Consider the following 19,122-nt stretch of genomic DNA (forward strand, 5'->3'; position numbering starts at 1 on the left):
GAGCCAGTTGCTCAAAGTCAGAAGTTTTATTCACTGCTAAGCACCACAACAGACACTAGCTACTCTTTATTTCAACAATTGAAGTAATGCTGTAGCGGTTGCAGCAGAAGAGGCTGGATTTTGTCCAGTAACCAGCAAGCCATCTACTTGAACATATACTTGCCAATCATCCACTTTAGAATAATGACCACCGTTTTCTTTAAGCATGTCTTCGACTAAAAATGGTACAATTTCAGTCAAACCTACAGCGGCCTCCTCAGTATTGGTGAAACCAGTCACTAATTTACCGCTAACTAAAGGCGCTCCATTACTCGCTTTCACATGACGAAGAACACCCGGGGCATGACACACTGCTGCAACAGGTTTGCCAGACTGAATCGCCTGTTCAATCAGAGAAATTGAAATCGGATCTTCTGCTAAATCCCACAATGGGCCATGCCCGCCTGGATAAAACACTGCATCATAATCAGCTACAGAAATTTCGCTAAGTTTATGCGTCTGTGCCAATGCTTGCATTGCAGTTGGATCTGCTTCAAAACGATGAGTGGTTTCAGTTTGAGCATCGGCTAAATTACTTTTCGGATCTAGTGGTGGCTGCCCACCTTGAGGCGACGCCAGCGTAACTTCAGCACCAGAGTCAATAAAGGTGTAATACGGTGCAGCAAGTTCCTCTAGCCAGAAACCTGTTTTCTTACCAGTATTGCCAAGTTGATCATGTGAGGTTAAAACGATTAAAATTTTCATGTTATTTCTCCGATAATTTTCATGATTGAGGAGCATTGTTACAGGGTCAGAGCATGCCAGATACGCGCATTTAGCTTAGATGCTCATCTCGAGAATTTGGCGACTGATCTCTAATGAAACATTTTTATGTTCGCCTAGCTGTGTAAGATTATGTGATTTAAGTTGCGTAATGATGATCTCAATATCTGTCTCCCCCAGCCCATAATCACTAAGACGAGTCGGCAATCCAAGTTCCTCAAAGAAGGCTCGAGTACGAGCAATAGCAGTATCAATACGTTGTTCTTCATCACCTTCGACAATCTGCCAGACACGAGCTGCATACTGTAGTAATTTTTCTCGCTTCTCTTGACGACGCACTTGTAGATTGGCCGGCAACACAATCGCCAAGGTACGAGCATGATCAATACCATGTAAAGCCGTGAGCTCATGTCCAATCAAATGGGTTGACCAATCTTGTGGTACACCAGCTCCAATTAGCCCATTCAGTGCCATGCTAGCAGCCCACATCAAATTCGCACGCGTGTCATAATCTGCTGAATCTTCCAAGATTTTCGGCCCAATCTCAATCAAAGTTTGCAATAGACCTTCGGCAAAACGATCTTGTACTTGTGCATTCACAGGGTAAGTTAAGTACTGTTCCATGACATGAATAAATGCATCGACCACGCCATTAGCTAACTGGCGTGTCGGCAAGCTAAAAGTTTTATTCGGATCGAGTACGGAAAATTGCGGAAAAACATAGGGACTGCTAAATGACAACTTGGCTTGGGTCGATTTTCTGGTGACTACCCCACCGCTATTCATTTCTGAACCAGTTGCCGGAAGGGTGAGTACACTTGCAAAAGGCAAAGCTTGAGTAATTTTAGTACCATGGGTTTCTAAAATCTCCCATGTATCCCCTGTATAATTGACTGCTGCTGCAATAAATTTAGTACCATCAATTACCGATCCACCACCGACAGCCATCAAGAAATCTATCTTTTGTTCTCGAATCAGCTCTACGGCTTTCATGAGGGTTTCATAACTCGGATTCGGCTCAATTCCGCCAAATTCATGAATTTCTCTTGCACCTAATGCTTCACGCACCTCAGCTAAAGTACCATTCTTACGTGCACTTTCACCACCAAACAACATTAATACTTTTGCTTCTGTAGGCACATAGTCATTGATTTTAGCTATTGTATCGCCACCAAAAATAATGCGGGTCGGATTATAAAAGTTAAAATTCAGCATATTTTTATCCTAGGATGATCAACTAATTGATTTGAAAAACCACCGTTATTCATCAAATAAACTTTAAAAAATTGGACAACACTGCGGCTTTTGCCTATACCATGTGGTGACTATACATAAAAATAGACCAGTCGTCTATTTTTATAAAAATTATTTCAGCTTGCAACTTTAGTGATGGTTAAAAAATCCAGGCTTGTTCTATACCGCTTTTATTATTGATACCCCAATCTCAACTTTTTAAGTGATTGAAATAAAAAGGACATAACCCTATTTTAGTTTCCACCAAGAAATTAAAGCAAAGTTATGTCCATTGAAGAATTTATCATTTTTGTCTATGTAATCATAGAAGAACTTTATCCCATTGTTGTTACTCAGCCCCTGAGAACTCGTGGTTTTCCGCCTGCTGTTACTGATGCAGAAATCATCACTATGCAAATAGTAGGTGAATTTCTTGGTTTAGATACAGACAAAAATATTTGGATGTATTTCAAAAACAATTGGTTAGAATGGTTTCCAAAATTAGGATCTTATCCCAATTTCTGTAAACATTGTGCAAACCTGTGGCATGTCAGTCAATCCATTATGGCACAGCTCATTCAGCGTTATGGTTCAGATAACATTCACTTTATTGATGGCTTCCCACTCCCTGTCTGTAGTTATACCAGAGCTAGAAAGCATAAAAACTTTAAAGAATACGCAGGTTTTAGTTATTGTGCTGCAAAACAAGAAAAATATTATGGTTTCAAAGCTCATATCGTCATTAATCTTTCAGGCATGATTTCGGGTTATACCTTTGCACCTGCTCATTGTGATGAGCGAGATGTTGCACCTGAAATTACGAATGATATTTACGGTTTACTGGGAGCAGATAAGGGCTATTTAAGACCAGAATTGAAACGATATTATGAATATCAGGGTATTGATTTACAAACACCCTTTAGAAAAAACATGATAGATTTCAGACCTAAAGAGACACTGCAAATACTGATGAAAGCCAGAAGAAAGATTGAAACAGTGATTGGTCAATTAACAGATCGCTTTCACATTCAGAAAGTGAGGGCAAAAGATCTATGGCATTTAACCCACCGCATAACTCGTAAAATTCTGTCGCATACAATTTGTGTGGTGCTAAATAAAAAGCTTGGTCATTCACCAATTCAATTCGAAAATCTTATTTTAAGTTGAGATTGGCGTTTATTGATGTATTTTCACGAGCGATTGTTGGATGAAAGGTATCAACACGTATGACTACTGACATGGTCATGAACGCATTGGCTAAAACAGTGGTGATTGAATATTTAAAGCAGATTGGCACGGTTTAGCAGATGTACAAATGCGACAGTGAATTAAATATATTGGTTCAATATAAAGCATGTACATGGGTGCATTCGTTTATTTACCCTGTTTTGATATTGATCCATGTAAATGATGAAATTAAGCCATTAAATAAAGTAGCCCAACTTGAATAAAAAGCCTCCGACAAACCTCAAAGGGTTGAAGTGCTGTCTTTCATTCGAAATTTCAGGCAGCACTTTCATACATTTAGGCGTCAGTATGAGCTGGTAGTTTACTAGCCAAAACATCTACTTTTTCAATTGATGGTGGCTCTGAAAATAGCTCATCGGCCTGAGCCATCAAAGCAGCTGCAACCTTGCCAGATAAATGTGCTTGGCGACCCGCCTCATCAGGAAATGCATCAAAAATACCAAATGTTGTAGGCCCAAGACGTAGGCCAAACCACGCAACTGTCGCAGGTTCTTCCATTACAATAGGTAAACCGGCTTTAAGGAAAGCTTCCACTTCGTCTTCTTTACCCGGTTTAGCTTCAAGGCGGACATATAAAGCTGTTTTAAGCATGACTAAAACTCCACAATTGATTAGAATTCAAACGATTCTGACATTGCTAATGGATGCATGTCAGAAAGTTTTGTTGTATAAAAGTTAAAAAAAATTCCCATAGCTGAGCCAAAATCTGATTTTTTTATTTCGGCATAATGCTATGAATTTATTCAAGTTAATATCATTAACATTTGAATCAAAAAATTAAGATATGAGATGATTAAATTCAATCTTAGTTATATAAGGATCAATTGATTCGTCCTTAGATTTATAAGCTGACCTCTTCATCTGGAAATTATATTGCTCAAGAGACATTCAAGAACAACATGTACATCCTCATATCTATGAAAGTTATTTAGCTAGGAATTTGCTGTGAAACTCTAGATGTTTCTCTATAAAGCTCGCAATGAAGTAATAGCTATGGAGAGGTGGATCAGGAAATTTGAACAACACTTATAAGTGATATTTTGCTTCCCAAATGATGTTATAAACATCAATATATGGAGTATTTTATGGCACGTAGACCAAGAAGAAATCATTCAAATGATTTTAAAGCTAAGGTAGCACTTGCTGCGATTAAAGCAGAAAAAACACTTGCTGAATTGAGTGCTGAATTTGATGTTCATCAAAACCAAATTATCGACTGGAAAAATCAACTGATTTCAGCTTCCTCGCAAGCTTTCGATCAATCAAAAGCTCCAAAAGAACCACCCATCGATCTAAAAAAACTACATGCAAAAATCGGTGAGCAGGCATTAGAAATTGATTTTTTAGAAGGTGTGTTGAAGAAACTGGGCCGCTTCAACCACAAAAGTTAATCGATGACTCACTTCAGATTTCAGTATCTAAGCAAGCTCAGCTGCTGAAAGTCTCCCGTGGTTGTTATTACTATCGCCCAAAACCTGTGAGTGCATCAGATCTGAAGCTGATGCGGTGTATGGATGAGTTACATATGCAATACCCTTTTGCAGGTAGCCGTATGATGCGTGATTTGTTGAATCGTCAAGGACATCATATAGGACGACGTCATACACGTACTTTAATGAAGAAAATGGGCATTAATGCGTTATATTGCAAACCAAATTTAAGCCAGGCTAATCAAGCTCACCGCAAATATCCATATCTGCTCAAAGGATTGGCTATTCAGCGCAGTAATCAAGTGTGGTCTACGGATATAACGTATATCCCTATGGCAAAAGGCTTTGTTTATTTATGTGCTGTGATTGATTGGCATAGCCGCAAGGTACTTGCGCATAGAGTATCGATTAGTATGGAGGTTACATTTTGCATAGAAACATTAAATGAAGCTATTGAAAAATATGGTCGACCTGAAATATTTAATACAGACCAAGGCAGTCAGTTTACCAGTGATGCATTTATTGATGTATTGAAATCAAATGGCATTCAAATCAGTATGGATGGTAAAGGTCGATGGGTTGATAATGTGATGGTTGAACGATTATGGCGGAGCGTTAAATATGAAGAGGTGTATCTCAAAGCCTACAGCAATGTTTTGGATGCGAAGAAGCAATTAAACGCATATTTTGAATTTTATAATTTGAAACGACCTCATTCGAGTCTGGACAAAATGACTCCAGATGAGTTTTACTATGACCAGCTACCACAACAAAATAAGGTAGCTTAACTAGAGCAGAGTATCACTTATAAATAAGCTTTTAGTTGTTCAAACATGTGGGACCACCTCTATGGTCATACCCTTCTCTTAGGTTAAGTGTAAGAGGATATTCTTGTTCCAAACAAATATCACTAAGAAGCTTAGGCCTTAACTGTTCTTCAAGAAAATCATCAGCTGTTCCCTGATCGACTAAAATAGGTAAATGAACTTCAGCGTTTTTGATTAATTCAATCGCATCATAGCTTTTCCATAAAGTTTCGGTTTCACCTAGGTAGTGTGTGAAAGCCTTTTTCCCCCAAGGTACTTGGCTAGGTGCAACAATTGGTGCAAAAGCAGAAATACTTTTATACAGCTCAGGGTTTTTTAAACCAATTACTAATGCACCATGACCACCCATGCTATGCCCCATAATGCTTTGGACTTGATTGGTCGGAAAATTCAGGTCTATCAGATTTCTGAGCTCTTCCACAATATAATCATACATTTTGAAATGCTGTGACCAGGGGGCTTTTGTTGCATTTACATAGAATCCTGCGCCTTGGCCTAAATCATAATCTGCATGATCTGGTACATCCTCTCCACGTGGGCTGGTATCTGGTGCAACAATAATGACTTTATGTTCAGCCGCATACTTTTGTGCGCCGGCTTTAGTAATAAAGTTCTGTTCGTTGCAAGTCAGTCCTGATAACCAATATAAAACTGGCAACCGCTCATCTTTGTCATGAGGTGGCAGATATATTGAGAATTTCATTGAACAGTTTAATGCTATTGACTGATGGCGATACACTTCTTGCGATCCACCAAAAGAAGCATGTTTCTCAATTATTTCCATAATCAATTACCTATGTTGAGCAAGACTTCATGAGAAATCGAGTAAACAAAGAGTCCGACATTCTTCACAGAGAATAGTGATAAAGATTTAAAATGTAGGCAGGTTTATTGAAGCTATACACGATGCCTGCACAGATAGATCTGTTTTACAGATGATGTGCCGTTTTAGAGGATTCCATGCATGTCATTCATGATGCACATGCATGGAAAAGTATAAGGCCTGACGGAATTACTCGTAATGAATTACAGTACGAATTGACTTACCTTCATGCATTAGATCAAAGGCTTCATTGATCTGATCCAAGCCCATGGTGTGTGTCACAAATGGTTCTAATTGAATTTTACCTTTCATGGCATCTTCAACCATTCCTGGAAGTTGCGTGCGACCTTTTACGCCACCAAAAGCAGAACCTAACCATTTACGACCAGTAACTAGTTGGAATGGACGGGTAGAGATTTCTTGACCTGCGCCAGCTACACCAATAATTACGGATTGTCCCCAGCCACGGTGTGCACTTTCAAGGGCTGCACGCATTACATTCACGTTGCCAATACATTCAAATGAATGATCTACACCCCAGCCAGTCATTTCGACAATTACTTGCTGGATCGGTTTATCGTAGTCTTTAGGGTTCAAGAAGTCCGTTGCACCAAACTCTTTTGCCAGCGCAAATTTATCTGGATTCATGTCAACCACAATAATACGTCCTGCTTTAGCTTGACGTGCGGCTTGTACGACTGCTAGACCAATACCACCTAAACCAAAGACCGCAACACTATCACCTTCTTGTACTTTAGCGGTGTTGTGTACTGCACCGATACCCGTTGTGACACCACAACCTAGTAAGCAGACATGTTCGTGATTGGCTTCAGGATTGATTTTAGCCAATGATACTTCTGCCACTACCGTGTATTCACTGAACGTTGAGCAGCCCATATAGTGGTAAATCGGTTGACCATTATAGGAAAAACGAGTGGTGCCATCTGGCATTACGCCTCTACCTTGAGTTTCGCGAACGGAAATACACAAGTTCGATTTTCCAGATTTACAGAATACGCACTCGCCACATTCAGCGGTGTAAAGTGGAATTACATGATCACCTGGTTTGACGCTAGTCACGCCTTCACCAACCTCAACTACGACACCAGCACCTTCATGCCCGAGAATAGCCGGAAAAACACCTTCAGGATCATCGCCAGATAAAGTAAATGCGTCTGTATGACACACACCGGTATGGGAGATCTTGATTAATACTTCACCTTTCTTCGGTGGTGCAACATCAACCTCAACAATTTGAAGAGGTTGACCAGGACCAAACGCAACGGCAGCACGTGACTTCATGGAATAATTCCTTATACAGATCTATTTTAAATATGATTTTAGAATCTTGGCGATTTCAGCCAATTCTTCTTTTCGTTGTTGTTCTGTGGTTTCACCTGATACTAAAGTGTCTTTTAAATGAACCTCTAACATCTCATTCATTAAACCATTAATAGCACCACGCACAGAGCATATTTGTTGCAGAATTGCACCACATTCCACATTGTCTTCTAACGCTTTTTCAATCGCTTGCGTCTGACCTTTGATCTTTCTGACGCGTAGAAGAATCTTTTTTTTGTCTTCAACCTGATTAGGCATCAGACCTCCTTATTTGCTAGCATTTATACTATAGTACCCCATAGTATAAAAAAAGCAATAATTTTTATAAATCGAAAAATCAAAAAGGTCTTTAGCGAAAATTTTCTATCCCTGTTTTTAGTTTTTTTAAATTAACGTCGTAGAGCTTATGCGAAGGTCACAAAAAAATGGGACTTTTAGCTGCCATTTTTTATTTTGGCTCATGTTCTTTGTAATGCTGTGACCTTTTAGAATTATGTTTCAAATTTTAGCCACTTTGTAGATATTTTGAACGTTTCAAGCCTTGAAAATACTACCGACAGTTTAGATTAAACTGCCTTTACAGACTGTACTAGAATATTTTTAGTGAGCGGATGATATTTATTATTCATTATTTAGGAATTATTAAATCCTATAAATATCATTTATTGGATTAATTTACTTTGGTACTGTGCATATCATCCCCCAGTTAAGAATAAGGAACAACTATGAATAAGATGATGAATGCTCTTATCCTAGAAAATTTTGGTGCTCATGAATTTACACGTGTAGAACTCCCTATACCTCAACCAGAGGCTGGGCAAGTTCTAGTACGTATTCATGCCAGTGGTGTAAACCCTATTGATTATAAAATTCGTCTTGGTGAAGCACCATATGCTATGCCAGAGCTTCCTGCCGTGTTGGGAACAGATATGGCTGGGGTTGTAACTGCTATTGGTGAAGGTGTCACTCACTTCAACGTCGGAGATGAAGTTTACGGTCTGATTGGTGGCGTTTGTAATCTTCAAGGATCTTTAGCAGAATATGTTGTAGCAGATGCTGATCTGATCGCATTAAAGCCACGGAATATCTCTATGCGCGAGGCAGCAGTACTACCATTGACGTTCCTCACCGCTTGGGAAGGTTTAGTGGATAATGCGAAGGTCCAACCAGGGCAAACTGTACTGGTTCAAGGTGGTGCTGGTGGCGTTGGTTATATGGTGGTTCAGCTTGCAAAAGCACTTGATGCAAATGTTTGGGCGACTGGTCGTACAGCTGATCAATCACTGATTTCAGAACTCGGTGCAACACCTCTCGATTACACAACAGCATCTTCCGATGACATTATTGCTGCAAGCCCTGAGGGTCAAGGTTTTAACATTGTTTACGACACTGTGGGTGGTCCAGTACTCGAAGCTTCACTTTCCATGACAACTCACTATGGCCACATTACCAGCTGTGCTGCATTTGGTAATCATAATTTAGCGAGTTCATCTCTACGGTGTGCCACAGTGTCTGGCGTATTCGTCCTAATGCCGATGTTAACAGGCAATCGCCGTTCTCATCATGGTGATATCCTTAAGATCGCGACTCGTCTCGTTGAGGAAGGTAAACTGCGTCCTATTGTTGATCCTCGTCATTTTACTCTAGACCAAGCGATTGAGGCTCATGATGCTGTTCAAGATCGCTCTGCCAATATTAAGGTAGTGATTGATGTCATTTAACGCACTTCAGGCCAAGACTTGGCGCTTCAATAGTATTGGAGATACAGATGTTCTGACATTAGAAACACTTCCTGTTGCTTTACCAGCAGCAGGAGAAGTTCTAATCCAGATGAAAACGATCGGACTCAACCGGGCTGATGTAATGTTTCGGCGTGGTACTTATATTCAAAAGGCAGTATTCCCTTCTCGTCTGGGATATGAGGGAGCAGGCATAGTTCTGGCAATAGGTGAAGGTGTACGCCAATTTTCTCCAGGAGATGCAGTATCGATTCTTCCGACTGACAATCTAGCCAAATATGGGACATATACGGACAAGCTTCTGATTCCAGAAACTTTTTTAGTTCACAAACCCGATAGTTTAAGCTGGGAAGAAGCTTCTTCAATCTGGATGCAGTATTTGACGGCTTGGGGTGGTGTAATCCATGCTGGTGGAGTTTCGAAAGGCAAAACGATCTTGATCACAGCAGCTTCAAGTAGCGTAGGACTAGCTGCGATACAGATCGCTGAAGCAGCGGGTGCTAAGGTCATTGCAAGTACACAGACGATAGAGAAAAAGCAACGTTTACTGGATCTCGGTGTTAAAAATGTTATAGCCAGTGAAGATGAACCAGATTTGTATGAGGCGCTTGTTTCACGTTTGGGTGGAGAATATCTTGATGTCGCCTTCGATGCTGTAGGAGGGCCACATATTGAACAGATTGCAAAAGCGATGTCTGTGGGAGGAACGATGGTTATGCATGGTGCACTTAGCCCGGAGATCACACCATTCCCCCTAAAAATTGCATTACGCAAGAGCTTAACTATGCGAGGTTTTTTGTTCCTTGAGGTTCTGCATGACCCTGTTCTAAGGGAGCAAGCCAGACGATTTATTCTTAGCAGTATAGGTGCAGGATATCTTCGTCCAGTGATCGACTGTTGCTTTAACTTTGAGGACATGCATGACGCTCAGCGCTATCTTGAATCAAATCAGCAAATAGGAAAAATTGTAGTTACTCTAAATACATGATGGTCTTATCTGATTTCTACTTTCTAGAAAAAAGGTTAGTTCCTTCTGATTCAGGTTTCTATATGGCCCAGCACTTCCACTAAGTAATCAAACAATGCTCGGATTCGCAAAGGTGTCGGGCCCCGCTGTGGACGATATAAATACAGGCGCCAAACAGGAGAGGTTTCCTCATGAAGTATCTGAATGAGCTTACCACTCCTAAGCCACGGCAAAACTAGAAATCCAGGCATGTGTCCGAATCCAACTCCAGCGAGAATCGCTTGAAATTCAGCTTCTAGATCATCTGTAATAAAACGGGGCTTTGATGGCGTAAAGCTTCGACTTTCGGTGAATGTCCATGGCCAGTAACGTCCTGTTTTATGATCGACTAATGCTGTTAGAGGGTATTTATCTAGGTCAATAATTTTTTTGGGCATTCCAACCTTATCAATTAACTCTGGCGTACCCACAGAATAAAAGTTCACTTTCGCCAATTCCCTTGCCACATATCGATTGTCCGGCAAAAATCCAAATCTGATCCCGATATCTATCCGCTCATCGATCACATCCGAGTGTGAATCTGTTAGCACACAATCCACGACAATATCTGGATAACGTGTGGCAAATTCTGCTAGTGCAGGTACTACCAATTTGCGCCCTAACACAGACGACACAGTAAGACGCACAGTCCCACGCATTTCATCTCGTTTTTCCTTGGTGTCTTTTACAAACAAAGCATCGATCGATCCCACCGCAAAACGTGCTTGCTTTGCCAGACGCTCACCATCAGCGGTAATTTTAATTTGTCGAGTACTCCTGTAAAACAGAATCTCTCCGCGCTGCTCTTCTAGCTCTTTTATTGCCCGTGTCACTGCCTGTGGGGAAATACCCAGATGAGTTGCTGCCTCTTTAAAATTTCGAGACTCTGCTGCGACACAAAAGATACGCATCATTTCCAATTTGTTCTGCATGTCCAATCCTGTGGTCTGGTAATTATTCCGTAAATAGGAATTCTGAAAGATAATATTATTCATTTATTATACCTAACAAGGCTGTAATACTTAATCCATCAAATATGATTGACAGATAGGTTGAAGGGCACTTGTATGAATAATATAGAAAATAAAGTTATTGTTATCACAGGTGCAAGTAGTGGTTTAGGTGAAGCTACTGCTCGCTTACTTGCTAAAAAAGGTGCAAAGGTTGTACTTGGTGCTAGACGTACTGAAAAATTAGAGGCTATTGTTCACGACATTCGTACTGAAGGTGGTCAAGCTGAATTTATTGGTATGGATATAACCAAACCACATGAAGTACAAGCACTTATTGAAAAGGCATTAAGCGCATTTGGTCAAATCGATGTATTGGTAAACAATGCTGGATTAATGTCTATTGCACCATTAAGTGAGCTAAAAGTTGATGAATGGGATCGTATGATCGACATTAATATTAAAGGTGTTCTTTATGGTATAGCAGCTACTCTACCTGTTTTCCAAAAACAAAACTTTGGACACTTTATTAATCTCGCATCTGTTGCAGGGATAAAAGTATTTAGTCCAGGAGGTACTGTTTATAGCGGTACTAAGTTTGCTGTAAGAGCCATCTCTGAAGGACTTCGTCATGAAGTTGGGGGAACAATTAGAACGACTACTATTGAGCCTGGTGCAGTTGAGTCAGAACTAAAATTTGGTTCTTCTCATAAAGAAAGTTCAGAGTTTGTTACTGATTTCTACAAACAAGCTATACCAGCTGACTCAGTCGCTCGAGCAATTGCTTATGCAATTGAACAGCCTGCGGATGTAGATATTAATGAAATTGTTTTACGCCCAACGAGCCAAGAGTTTTAATAATTGAATAACAAAAAATGGGAGCACCTTGCTCCCATTTTTACTATATTTTTAAAGTTAAGGACAAATCTATGAAAGCCGTATCGTATGTTATAAATAACCATGATGATTTTAAAAATTCATTGGTAGATATTGAAAAAGCTAAGCCTACGCTTAAGGAGCGTGATGTACTGGTAAAAGTTCAGGCAATTTCTGTGAACCCAGTTGATACCAAAGTGAGAAAAAATTCGTCTGAAGCAAATAATCGTATTTTAGGTTGGGATGCCGTTGGGGAAATTATCGAAGTTGGCTCAAAAGTTACCTCATTTAAAGTAGGAGATTCTGTTTGGTATGCTGGCGATTTAACCCGAGATGGTAGTAATGCTGAGTTTCAAGCAGTCGATGAACGAATTATCAGTCTTAAACCCATTACAGTATCTAATGCAGAAGCAGCAGCATTGCCATTAACTGCAATAACGGCATGGGAAATGCTGTTTGATCGGTTTCAAATTTCAGAAACAGAAATTGGCAGTATTCTAATTATTGGTGGTGCAGGCGGTGTAGGATCTATCGCTATCCAACTCCTAAAAGCAAAAACAAATCTGACCGTTATAGCAACAGCTTCACGTGAAGAAACGAAATCTTGGGTTGAATCACTGGGTGCCGACCATGTCATTGATCATAGCAAAGATTTGAATGCACAAATCGATACACTAGGCATTGAAAAACCAAAATACGTATTCTCTACAAATCATACAGAAACATATATCAAGCAAATAGTTTCTCTGATTGCACCACAAGGCAAGCTTGGATTGATCGATGATCCACAAACATTTGATATTATGCCGTTTAAGACTAAATCTATTTCTATCCATTGGGAGCTGATGTTCACCCGTTCAATGTATGAAACCGATGATATTGAAAAGCAAGGTGATCTATTGCAACAGGTTGCTCAATTAGTTGACCAGCAAAAAATTAGAAGTACCCTCAACCAAAATCTAGGCAAAATTAACGCTGCAAACTTGGAGAAGGCGCATAAGTTACTTGAATCAGGTAAGTCAAAAGGCAAAATTGTACTAGAAAACTTCTAAAACAAATTAAAGGTGAAATAATGACTATTTCAGTAATTGCGAACTTTAAGGCAAAGTCAGATCAAAAAGAGACGTTAGAAGCGCTTTTAAAAAGTGTAATAGAGCCTACGCTTCACGAAGAAGGATGCTTGAAATATGAGCTTTATATTAGCGAAAATGACTCGAGTAGATATTTCTTCTTAGAAGAATGGCGTAGCAGGGAGGATTTAGATATCCATATAGCGTCTGATTATATTCAAAGTTTATTTGGTAATATCCAATCGCTCATTGAATCCAGTGATATTGTAGAAATCAAAAAAATATAGCTGTATTCGAACGTTATGATGAAGTATTCTTCAAATTAACATAGGGACTTGGAAAGCTAACAAAAAATGGGAGCTATAAGCTCCTATTTTTTCTGATTTTTTAATAGTAACCTAGGATTCAACAAATTATGCCCCTAAGGGGAGCCACCCATACCCTGCATTTTGACAATAATGTCATCGTTTAGAGGCAGCAAATTTACGAGCATCAGTCGGTACGACTGGTGATTCATATGATATTGCTTTGGCTGAGACTGTGAATGACTTATACAAAACAGAGGTGATTGAATATTTAAAAGCAGATTGGCAAGGTTTAGCAGATGTACAACTTGCGACACTAAACTGGGTAGATTGGTTCAATAAGGAACGTTTACATAGTGCGTTAGATTATGTGTCACCTTTTGAGTTTGTGGCCTAACTTAAATAAAAAGTCTCCGACAAACCCGGTACGGTTTAATCACATGAATAGTGCTATTTTGTAGTACCAGTATTTCAATATGATGAATCAAGGTGATATTAAAAGGCTCTCCCTTTGTATATAGAAATCAGTCCTTAAAGCTGCTTAATCAACCGTCTAACTTTCGAGGATCATATCAGGTTCGGCGGACACTTACCTGTCTACACATAGAAATTGCACCAATACCAAGTCCATCAGCGACATCTGCAAACTGTTTTTATATCAGGCATTAATTGGCTACAACCTACAGACAATTGGCGTATAAAACGATGTAGGGTTTTAATTTGAGTAAAGACTGGAATCTGGGTGGGTTGACCAGATAAATATTTTCCGTAGCCTTACCCAACGTAATCTGTACATCCAATCTTTTTAATGCCTCGAAGATCACTGCATCAGCGCCTTCTAGAAAGGCTGGTATTATTTTTCCGGTCATTTGGTTTTTTCTTACTTTGGTATAAATACCATAATCCACTTTAATTAGCTCACCTTCTTGAACTAAGTTTCGCAGAGTTCTTTCAATTTAGTCATAATTTGCAATGTCATTAAAATCATTTCGCATAAATAAGTCAGTAAAACTGCTTAACTGGCCGGCATTGTGGCCGGTGTCGGGTTTTCATCATCCAATTTAGGAAGCGAGCAAATTGCGTAAAACATAGTGCAAGATCCCACCTGCCTTAAAGTATTCCACCTCATTCAAGGTATCAATACGACACAACACCTGAAAATGGCTATATGTACCATCGGTATGTTGCACTTCTACATCCAGCATTTGATGCGGATGAATATCATCCGACAATCCTAGAATTGATAGGGTTTCATGCCCGGTCAGGTTCAAGATCTGCCGGTTCTGACCCTCCACAAACTGTAAAGGTAACACCTCCATGCCGACCAGATTAGAACGGTGAATCCGCTCAAAACTTTCAGCAATCACTGCTTTCACCCCCAATAGGTTGGTGCCTTTGGCCGCCCAGTCACGTGAAGAACCGGTGCCATATTCTTTCCCGGCAATAATCACGAGTGGGGTTTGTTCTGCCTGATAGCGCATTGCCGCATCATAAATCGAGAGTTTTTCTGCACTTGGAATATGCAGAGTATTGCCACCTTCCTCCCCACCCAGCATTTCGTTTTTGATGCGGATATTGGCAAAGGTGCCTCGCATCATCACCTCATGGTTGCCACGGCGGGATCCATAAGAGTTAAAGTCTTTTGCATCAACCCCCTGTTGCTGCAAATATCGTCCGGCAGGACTATCTTTTTTGATGTTGCCTGCAGGGGAAATATGGTCCGTCGTGACTGAATCTCCCAATACAGCCAAAATCCGTGCCTGTTTGATCTGCTGAATTGGTCGCACCGGCTGATCAATTTCTGCAAAAAAGGGTGGATGTCGGATATAGGTCGATTGTTCATCCCAAGTATAGGTTTGACTTTGAGGAATCTGGATCGCTTTCCACTTGGCATCACCTTCAAACACTTCCGCATATTCTTTATGGAACATCTCAGTATTCAAGTTCTGCAGTGCGGCATCAATTTCCATCTGTGTCGGCCAAATATCTTTTAAATAAACTGCTTGCCCATCAAAGCCTTCACCTATCGGCTCAGCAGTGAGATCAGTTCGAATATTCCCGACCAAACCATAGGCAACAACCAAGGGGGGAGATGCTAACCAATTGGTTTTCACCAAAGGATGCACTCGTCCTTCAAAGTTACGGTTTCCGGAAAGCACTGAGGCTACATTCAAATCGAAACATTGCACAGCTTCTTCAATCGCTTCAGGTAAAGGTCCCGAATTACCAATACAGGTGGTACAACCATAACCTACCAGGTTATAACCCAGTTGATTCAAATAAGGCGTCAACCCTGCTGCATTGAGATAATCGGTAACCACTTTGGAACCTGGAGCCAGTGAACTTTTCACCCAGGGTTTCCGCTGCAAACCTTTTTCGATTGCCTTTTTGGCCAATAGCCCTGCTGCCAACATGACACTGGGATTCGAAGTGTTAGTACAGGAGGTAATCGCTGAAATCACCACGTCACCATGCTGCAACGGATATTTTTTACCCTCAATCATACAAAAAACATTTTCATGGGGCAGGTTGGCCTGTCTCGCTTCAACAGCCGTACCTCCCCCTCCTTCATTTTCCAGACGCTCTTTTTCTTCTTTGACCGGTTTCAAGGTCAGATCCATGAAGGCATCAAAGGTTCTCGGCACTTGTGACAATAGTACACGATCCTGTGGGCGTTTCGGACCCGCTAGACTGGCTTCTACCGTCGACATATCTAAAGCCAGCGTATCTGTAAAGACGGGTTCATCCCCCGGATTGCGCCATAATCCTTGCAACTTGCTATAAGCCTCTACCAAGGCAATTCTTTCCGGCTGACGTCCTGTTAAACGTAAATAGGAAAGCGTCACCTCATCAACCGGGAAAAAGCCACAGGTAGCGCCATACTCCGGTGCCATATTGGCAATCGTGGCACGGTCCGCCAAGGGTAAATCGGCCAGGCCATCACCATAAAATTCGACAAATTTTCCAACTACGCCTTTTTGGCGCAGCATCTGGGTAATGGTCAGCACCAGATCAGTTGCTGTAATCCCTTCTTTGAGTTTACCGGTAAGCTTAAAGCCGATCACTTCCGGAATCAGCATGGAGATCGGTTGGCCTAGCATGGCCGCTTCCGCCTCAATACCACCTACCCCCCAGCCTAACACGCCTAAGCCATTGATCATGGTGGTATGTGAATCGGTACCGACCAAGGTATCAGGAAAGGCAAAGCGCTGCCCATCGACCTCATTGCTCCAGACCACTTGTGCCAGATATTCCAGATTGACTTGGTGGCAAATCCCGGTTCCTGGCGGCACCACGCGAAACTGATTGAGTGCCGCCTGCCCCCAGCGCAGAAACTGGTAGCGTTCGCCGTTGCGTTGCATCTCAATGGTAACATTCTGCTCAAAAGCTTGCGGGCTGGCAAAGTAATCGACCATCACCGAGTGATCGATGACTAAATCCACCGGTGACAACGGATTAATTTTTTCCGGATCACCGCCGGCTTTGGCCACTGCTGCACGCATTGCAGCAAGATCAACCACTGCAGGAACACCGGTAAAATCCTGCATCAGCACCCGTGCCGGACGATACTGGATTTCCTGTTCTGAAGTTCGGTCGTTAAGCCATCCTGCCAAGGCATGAATATGCTCGGTCTTCACCGTGAGCTGATCTTCAAAACGTAATAAATTTTCCAGCAAGCCCTTTAAAGATTTGGGCAGCCGGGACAGGTCGCCCAACTGCACTTGCAATTTGGATAGGTTGAAAATCTGATAGTGTTCTGAACCGACGGTTAATGTTTCTAAGGTATTAAAACTATTGATATCAGTATACTTGGCCATCTAGCTTCCCTCCTGCTTGAGCTGTTATTTTTATGATCACAGTCAACCACTTCTTTACTTACTGTATGCTAACTGAGCGGTGGGTTTGTTATTATTTATTATCGGATTGCGCTAGCCAGTTAAATGCAAGGCTGCCAGGGCATTTTTCCAGAGAGTTGCCGACATTTCAAATCTGGCATCAACAACGTTTCTGCCCATCCTAAGGACATAAGCTAAATTGACCAGCGTATTACTTTGTTCTGTGTCTATAAACGTCGAAGTCTCTCTAATTCTTCGATTAAATCCAACATCATGGCTACAGCAGTAAAACTTGCATCAAAATCACGCTGTAAACGATACGCTTTTTGTGCACGTGCCACATCATCCACTAAAAAATATAAATCTGATGCATTTACGCGATTCGGCAAAATATCGTATTCAATCAGTTGCAGAATCCATTCAGGACTTTGACCACAAACTTGAGCAAAACTATTTAAATCATAACGTTGTTGCTCATCTACAACTTCTGCCTGTTGGATATCTTCTAAGACCACCTCATAATATTTAACTGTCGTCATAATTTTACTCCTTATGATGATCTCGGCTTAAATTTGGAGAATGCTGCTGCAAATGCTTCATAAGCCTGTTGTTCTTGTTCAGTTTGTGCAGGTGGTTGCACAATATCGAGGATGAGGAATAAATGCCCTGCATCTTTAGCAGGAATCCCCTGATTTTTTAAACGTAATTGTTGACCTGTTTTGGCATTTTTTGGAATTTGAATATTGAGTTGTTTACCATTGGGTAAGCTTGCCGTAATCGATTGTCCAAGTGCTGCTTCCCATGGACTAATCTTCAGATGATGATAGACATCCGCGTTTTCAGCATAAGTTGAATCTGTAGCTTTGTATTGGATTTCAATATACAGATCACCATTTTCCCCCCCATGAATACCCGGTTGCCCCTGTCCGGTTAAACGAATTTTTTGCCCTGCTTTCATGCCTTTTGGAATTTTAATTTTTAAGACTTTACGCTGTACTTCTGCTTGCCCGTACGCATTGATAGTTGGAATCTGTAAAGTGACATTTTGAGTTGCACCATGGAATGCAACATCCAAATCTACTTCTAGAGTCGCGTGTTGATCATCACCTCTATAGGATGCTCGACCCTGATAACGCTGTTCATTGAAACCACCAAAACCGCCACCAAAGCGACCAAACAAGTCTTCAAACCCTGTAAAATCCTGTCCGCCCATATTTGAATAATATTTATGAGCATCCCTACCCTGGCTATTCTGTGGATGGTCTAATTCAAAATCATATTCTGCTTTTTTTTCATCATTACTTAACACATCGTAAGCAATGTTTAACTGTTGCATATGCTCTTCTGCATCAGCTTCTTTACTGACATCGGGATGATATTTTCTGGCAAGTTTACGATAAGCTTTTTTAATTTGCTCAACAGTTGCATCTCGAGGTACACCTAATATTTCATAATAATTCTTGGTCATCTCTGCCCTATTGGTGGTTTATGTTTTATTCATTATTCAATTTTTTTATAGCTAAAAAAACCTTTTAAAGATTTTTCTTGTTATAAATTATTTCTTTTACATAAGAAATAATTCTTTAAAATCATAGGATAATCTATATTTTTCTGACGACAGCCGCTAAATAATCTTGTCTTTTTTGAATTAGCCTGTTCGAAATCATGATTAGGAT

The 19,122-nt window shown here is 40.7% G+C and carries 17 protein-coding genes and 3 pseudogenes; 9 read left to right on the forward strand and 11 right to left on the reverse strand.

Going from position 1 to position 19,122, the window contains the following annotated elements; translation table 11 throughout:
• Window positions 1-66 precede the first annotated feature (66 nt).
• On the reverse strand, window positions 67-744 hold the full coding sequence (locus C3F22_RS18090) for a type 1 glutamine amidotransferase domain-containing protein (RefSeq protein ID WP_004761253.1): 678 nt from the start codon (window positions 742-744) through the stop codon (window positions 67-69).
• Between the two features lie 75 nt (window positions 745-819).
• Window positions 820-1,977, reverse strand: a complete 1,158-nt coding sequence (locus C3F22_RS18095; protein WP_004812142.1) for an iron-containing alcohol dehydrogenase — start codon at window positions 1,975-1,977, stop codon at window positions 820-822.
• Window positions 1,978-2,280: 303 nt separating this feature from the next.
• On the opposite strand from C3F22_RS18095, the gene C3F22_RS18100 reads away from it, so the two are divergent.
• Window positions 2,281-3,162, forward strand: a complete 882-nt coding sequence (locus C3F22_RS18100) for an IS982-like element ISAba9 family transposase (RefSeq protein ID WP_004282326.1) — start codon at window positions 2,281-2,283, stop codon at window positions 3,160-3,162.
• A gap of 11 nt (window positions 3,163-3,173) precedes the next feature.
• Window positions 3,174-3,446: pseudogene (locus C3F22_RS18865) on the forward strand (hypothetical protein); the annotation flags it as partial.
• Window positions 3,447-3,519: 73 nt separating this feature from the next.
• Here C3F22_RS18865 and C3F22_RS18105 read toward each other — a convergent pair.
• Window positions 3,520-3,834, reverse strand: a complete 315-nt coding sequence (locus tag C3F22_RS18105; protein WP_004812141.1) for a putative quinol monooxygenase — start codon at window positions 3,832-3,834, stop codon at window positions 3,520-3,522.
• A 333-nt stretch (window positions 3,835-4,167) separates the two neighbouring features.
• Window positions 4,168-4,239, reverse strand: a pseudogene (locus C3F22_RS18870) (esterase); the annotation flags it as partial.
• A gap of 89 nt (window positions 4,240-4,328) precedes the next feature.
• On the opposite strand from C3F22_RS18870, the gene C3F22_RS18115 reads away from it, so the two are divergent.
• Window positions 4,329-5,461 (forward strand): IS3 family transposase gene (locus C3F22_RS18115; RefSeq protein WP_228203603.1). Its coding sequence is split into 2 segments (ribosomal slippage): window positions 4,329-4,581 and window positions 4,581-5,461, totalling 1,134 coding nucleotides; the frame shifts between segments, so codons are not numbered across the junction.
• A gap of 31 nt (window positions 5,462-5,492) precedes the next feature.
• On the opposite strand, the gene fghA is transcribed toward C3F22_RS18115, so the two are convergent.
• From fghA to C3F22_RS18130, 3 genes are all read right to left on the reverse strand, one after another.
• Window positions 5,493-6,284, reverse strand: coding sequence for an S-formylglutathione hydrolase (gene fghA, locus C3F22_RS18120; protein WP_104427080.1), 792 nt, complete (start codon window positions 6,282-6,284; stop codon window positions 5,493-5,495).
• 228 nt (window positions 6,285-6,512) lie between these two features.
• Complete coding sequence (locus C3F22_RS18125; RefSeq protein ID WP_000842149.1) at window positions 6,513-7,625, reverse strand: S-(hydroxymethyl)glutathione dehydrogenase/class III alcohol dehydrogenase; 1,113 nt, start codon at window positions 7,623-7,625, stop codon at window positions 6,513-6,515.
• A 21-nt stretch (window positions 7,626-7,646) separates the two neighbouring features.
• On the reverse strand, window positions 7,647-7,922 hold the full coding sequence (locus C3F22_RS18130; RefSeq protein WP_001133624.1) for a metal/formaldehyde-sensitive transcriptional repressor: 276 nt from the start codon (window positions 7,920-7,922) through the stop codon (window positions 7,647-7,649).
• Window positions 7,923-8,389: 467 nt separating this feature from the next.
• On the opposite strand from C3F22_RS18130, the gene C3F22_RS18135 reads away from it, so the two are divergent.
• Window positions 8,390-9,385 (forward strand): zinc-dependent alcohol dehydrogenase family protein, encoded by a 996-nt coding sequence (locus C3F22_RS18135; RefSeq protein WP_004812136.1) that lies wholly within the window; start codon window positions 8,390-8,392, stop codon window positions 9,383-9,385.
• Window positions 9,375-10,391, forward strand: a complete 1,017-nt coding sequence (locus C3F22_RS18140; RefSeq protein ID WP_004812134.1) for a zinc-dependent alcohol dehydrogenase family protein — start codon at window positions 9,375-9,377, stop codon at window positions 10,389-10,391. The genes C3F22_RS18135 and C3F22_RS18140 overlap by 11 nt, the downstream gene beginning before the upstream one ends.
• Window positions 10,392-10,441: 50 nt before the next feature.
• Here the strand turns inward: C3F22_RS18140 and C3F22_RS18145 are convergent, their stop codons facing one another.
• On the reverse strand, window positions 10,442-11,341 hold the full coding sequence (locus tag C3F22_RS18145) for a LysR family transcriptional regulator (RefSeq protein ID WP_004812132.1): 900 nt from the start codon (window positions 11,339-11,341) through the stop codon (window positions 10,442-10,444).
• A gap of 135 nt (window positions 11,342-11,476) precedes the next feature.
• Between C3F22_RS18145 and C3F22_RS18150 the strand changes: the two genes are divergently transcribed.
• The 4 genes and pseudogenes from C3F22_RS18150 to C3F22_RS18165 all read left to right on the forward strand — a co-directional run.
• Complete coding sequence (locus C3F22_RS18150) at window positions 11,477-12,217, forward strand: SDR family oxidoreductase (RefSeq protein ID WP_004812130.1); 741 nt, start codon at window positions 11,477-11,479, stop codon at window positions 12,215-12,217.
• A 71-nt stretch (window positions 12,218-12,288) separates the two neighbouring features.
• Complete coding sequence (locus C3F22_RS18155; protein ID WP_004812129.1) at window positions 12,289-13,287, forward strand: zinc-binding alcohol dehydrogenase family protein; 999 nt, start codon at window positions 12,289-12,291, stop codon at window positions 13,285-13,287.
• A 20-nt stretch (window positions 13,288-13,307) separates the two neighbouring features.
• Window positions 13,308-13,592, forward strand: coding sequence for a putative quinol monooxygenase (locus tag C3F22_RS18160; RefSeq protein WP_004281848.1), 285 nt, complete (start codon window positions 13,308-13,310; stop codon window positions 13,590-13,592).
• A gap of 175 nt (window positions 13,593-13,767) precedes the next feature.
• Window positions 13,768-14,007, forward strand: a pseudogene (locus tag C3F22_RS18165) (integrase core domain-containing protein); the annotation flags it as partial.
• A gap of 664 nt (window positions 14,008-14,671) precedes the next feature.
• On the opposite strand, the gene acnA reads toward C3F22_RS18165, so the two are convergent.
• The 3 genes from acnA to C3F22_RS18185 form a co-directional block, all read right to left on the reverse strand.
• Window positions 14,672-17,428: an aconitate hydratase AcnA gene (gene acnA, locus C3F22_RS18175; RefSeq protein ID WP_004812125.1), complete on the reverse strand. Its 2,757-nt coding sequence runs from the start codon at window positions 17,426-17,428 to the stop codon at window positions 14,672-14,674.
• A gap of 245 nt (window positions 17,429-17,673) precedes the next feature.
• On the reverse strand, window positions 17,674-17,985 hold the full coding sequence (locus C3F22_RS18180; RefSeq protein WP_004812124.1) for a chaperone modulator CbpM: 312 nt from the start codon (window positions 17,983-17,985) through the stop codon (window positions 17,674-17,676).
• Window positions 17,986-17,996: 11 nt separating this feature from the next.
• On the reverse strand, window positions 17,997-18,914 hold the full coding sequence (locus C3F22_RS18185) for a DnaJ C-terminal domain-containing protein (RefSeq protein ID WP_004812122.1): 918 nt from the start codon (window positions 18,912-18,914) through the stop codon (window positions 17,997-17,999).
• Window positions 18,915-19,122 lie beyond the last annotated feature (208 nt).

It is taken from the genome of Acinetobacter sp. ACNIH1 (assembly GCF_002934695.1).
In the GTDB taxonomy this organism is placed as follows: domain Bacteria; phylum Pseudomonadota; class Gammaproteobacteria; order Pseudomonadales; family Moraxellaceae; genus Acinetobacter; species Acinetobacter variabilis.

Coding starts and splice junctions, on each gene's coding strand:
- C3F22_RS18090 (WP_004761253.1), bottom strand. CDS start 744: ATGAAAATTTTAATCGTTTTAACCTCACATGATCAACTTGGCAATACT.
- C3F22_RS18095 (WP_004812142.1), bottom strand. CDS start 1,977: ATGCTGAATTTTAACTTTTATAATCCGACCCGCATTATTTTTGGTGGC.
- C3F22_RS18100 (WP_004282326.1), top strand. CDS start 2,281: ATGTCCATTGAAGAATTTATCATTTTTGTCTATGTAATCATAGAAGAA.
- C3F22_RS18105 (WP_004812141.1), bottom strand. CDS start 3,834: ATGCTTAAAACAGCTTTATATGTCCGCCTTGAAGCTAAACCGGGTAAA.
- fghA (WP_104427080.1), bottom strand. CDS start 6,284: ATGGAAATAATTGAGAAACATGCTTCTTTTGGTGGATCGCAAGAAGTG.
- C3F22_RS18125 (WP_000842149.1), bottom strand. CDS start 7,625: ATGAAGTCACGTGCTGCCGTTGCGTTTGGTCCTGGTCAACCTCTTCAA.
- C3F22_RS18130 (WP_001133624.1), bottom strand. CDS start 7,922: ATGCCTAATCAGGTTGAAGACAAAAAAAAGATTCTTCTACGCGTCAGA.
- C3F22_RS18135 (WP_004812136.1), top strand. CDS start 8,390: ATGAATAAGATGATGAATGCTCTTATCCTAGAAAATTTTGGTGCTCAT.
- C3F22_RS18140 (WP_004812134.1), top strand. CDS start 9,375: ATGTCATTTAACGCACTTCAGGCCAAGACTTGGCGCTTCAATAGTATT.
- C3F22_RS18145 (WP_004812132.1), bottom strand. CDS start 11,341: ATGCAGAACAAATTGGAAATGATGCGTATCTTTTGTGTCGCAGCAGAG.
- C3F22_RS18150 (WP_004812130.1), top strand. CDS start 11,477: ATGAATAATATAGAAAATAAAGTTATTGTTATCACAGGTGCAAGTAGT.
- C3F22_RS18155 (WP_004812129.1), top strand. CDS start 12,289: ATGAAAGCCGTATCGTATGTTATAAATAACCATGATGATTTTAAAAAT.
- C3F22_RS18160 (WP_004281848.1), top strand. CDS start 13,308: ATGACTATTTCAGTAATTGCGAACTTTAAGGCAAAGTCAGATCAAAAA.
- acnA (WP_004812125.1), bottom strand. CDS start 17,428: ATGGCCAAGTATACTGATATCAATAGTTTTAATACCTTAGAAACATTA.
- C3F22_RS18180 (WP_004812124.1), bottom strand. CDS start 17,985: ATGACGACAGTTAAATATTATGAGGTGGTCTTAGAAGATATCCAACAG.
- C3F22_RS18185 (WP_004812122.1), bottom strand. CDS start 18,914: ATGACCAAGAATTATTATGAAATATTAGGTGTACCTCGAGATGCAACT.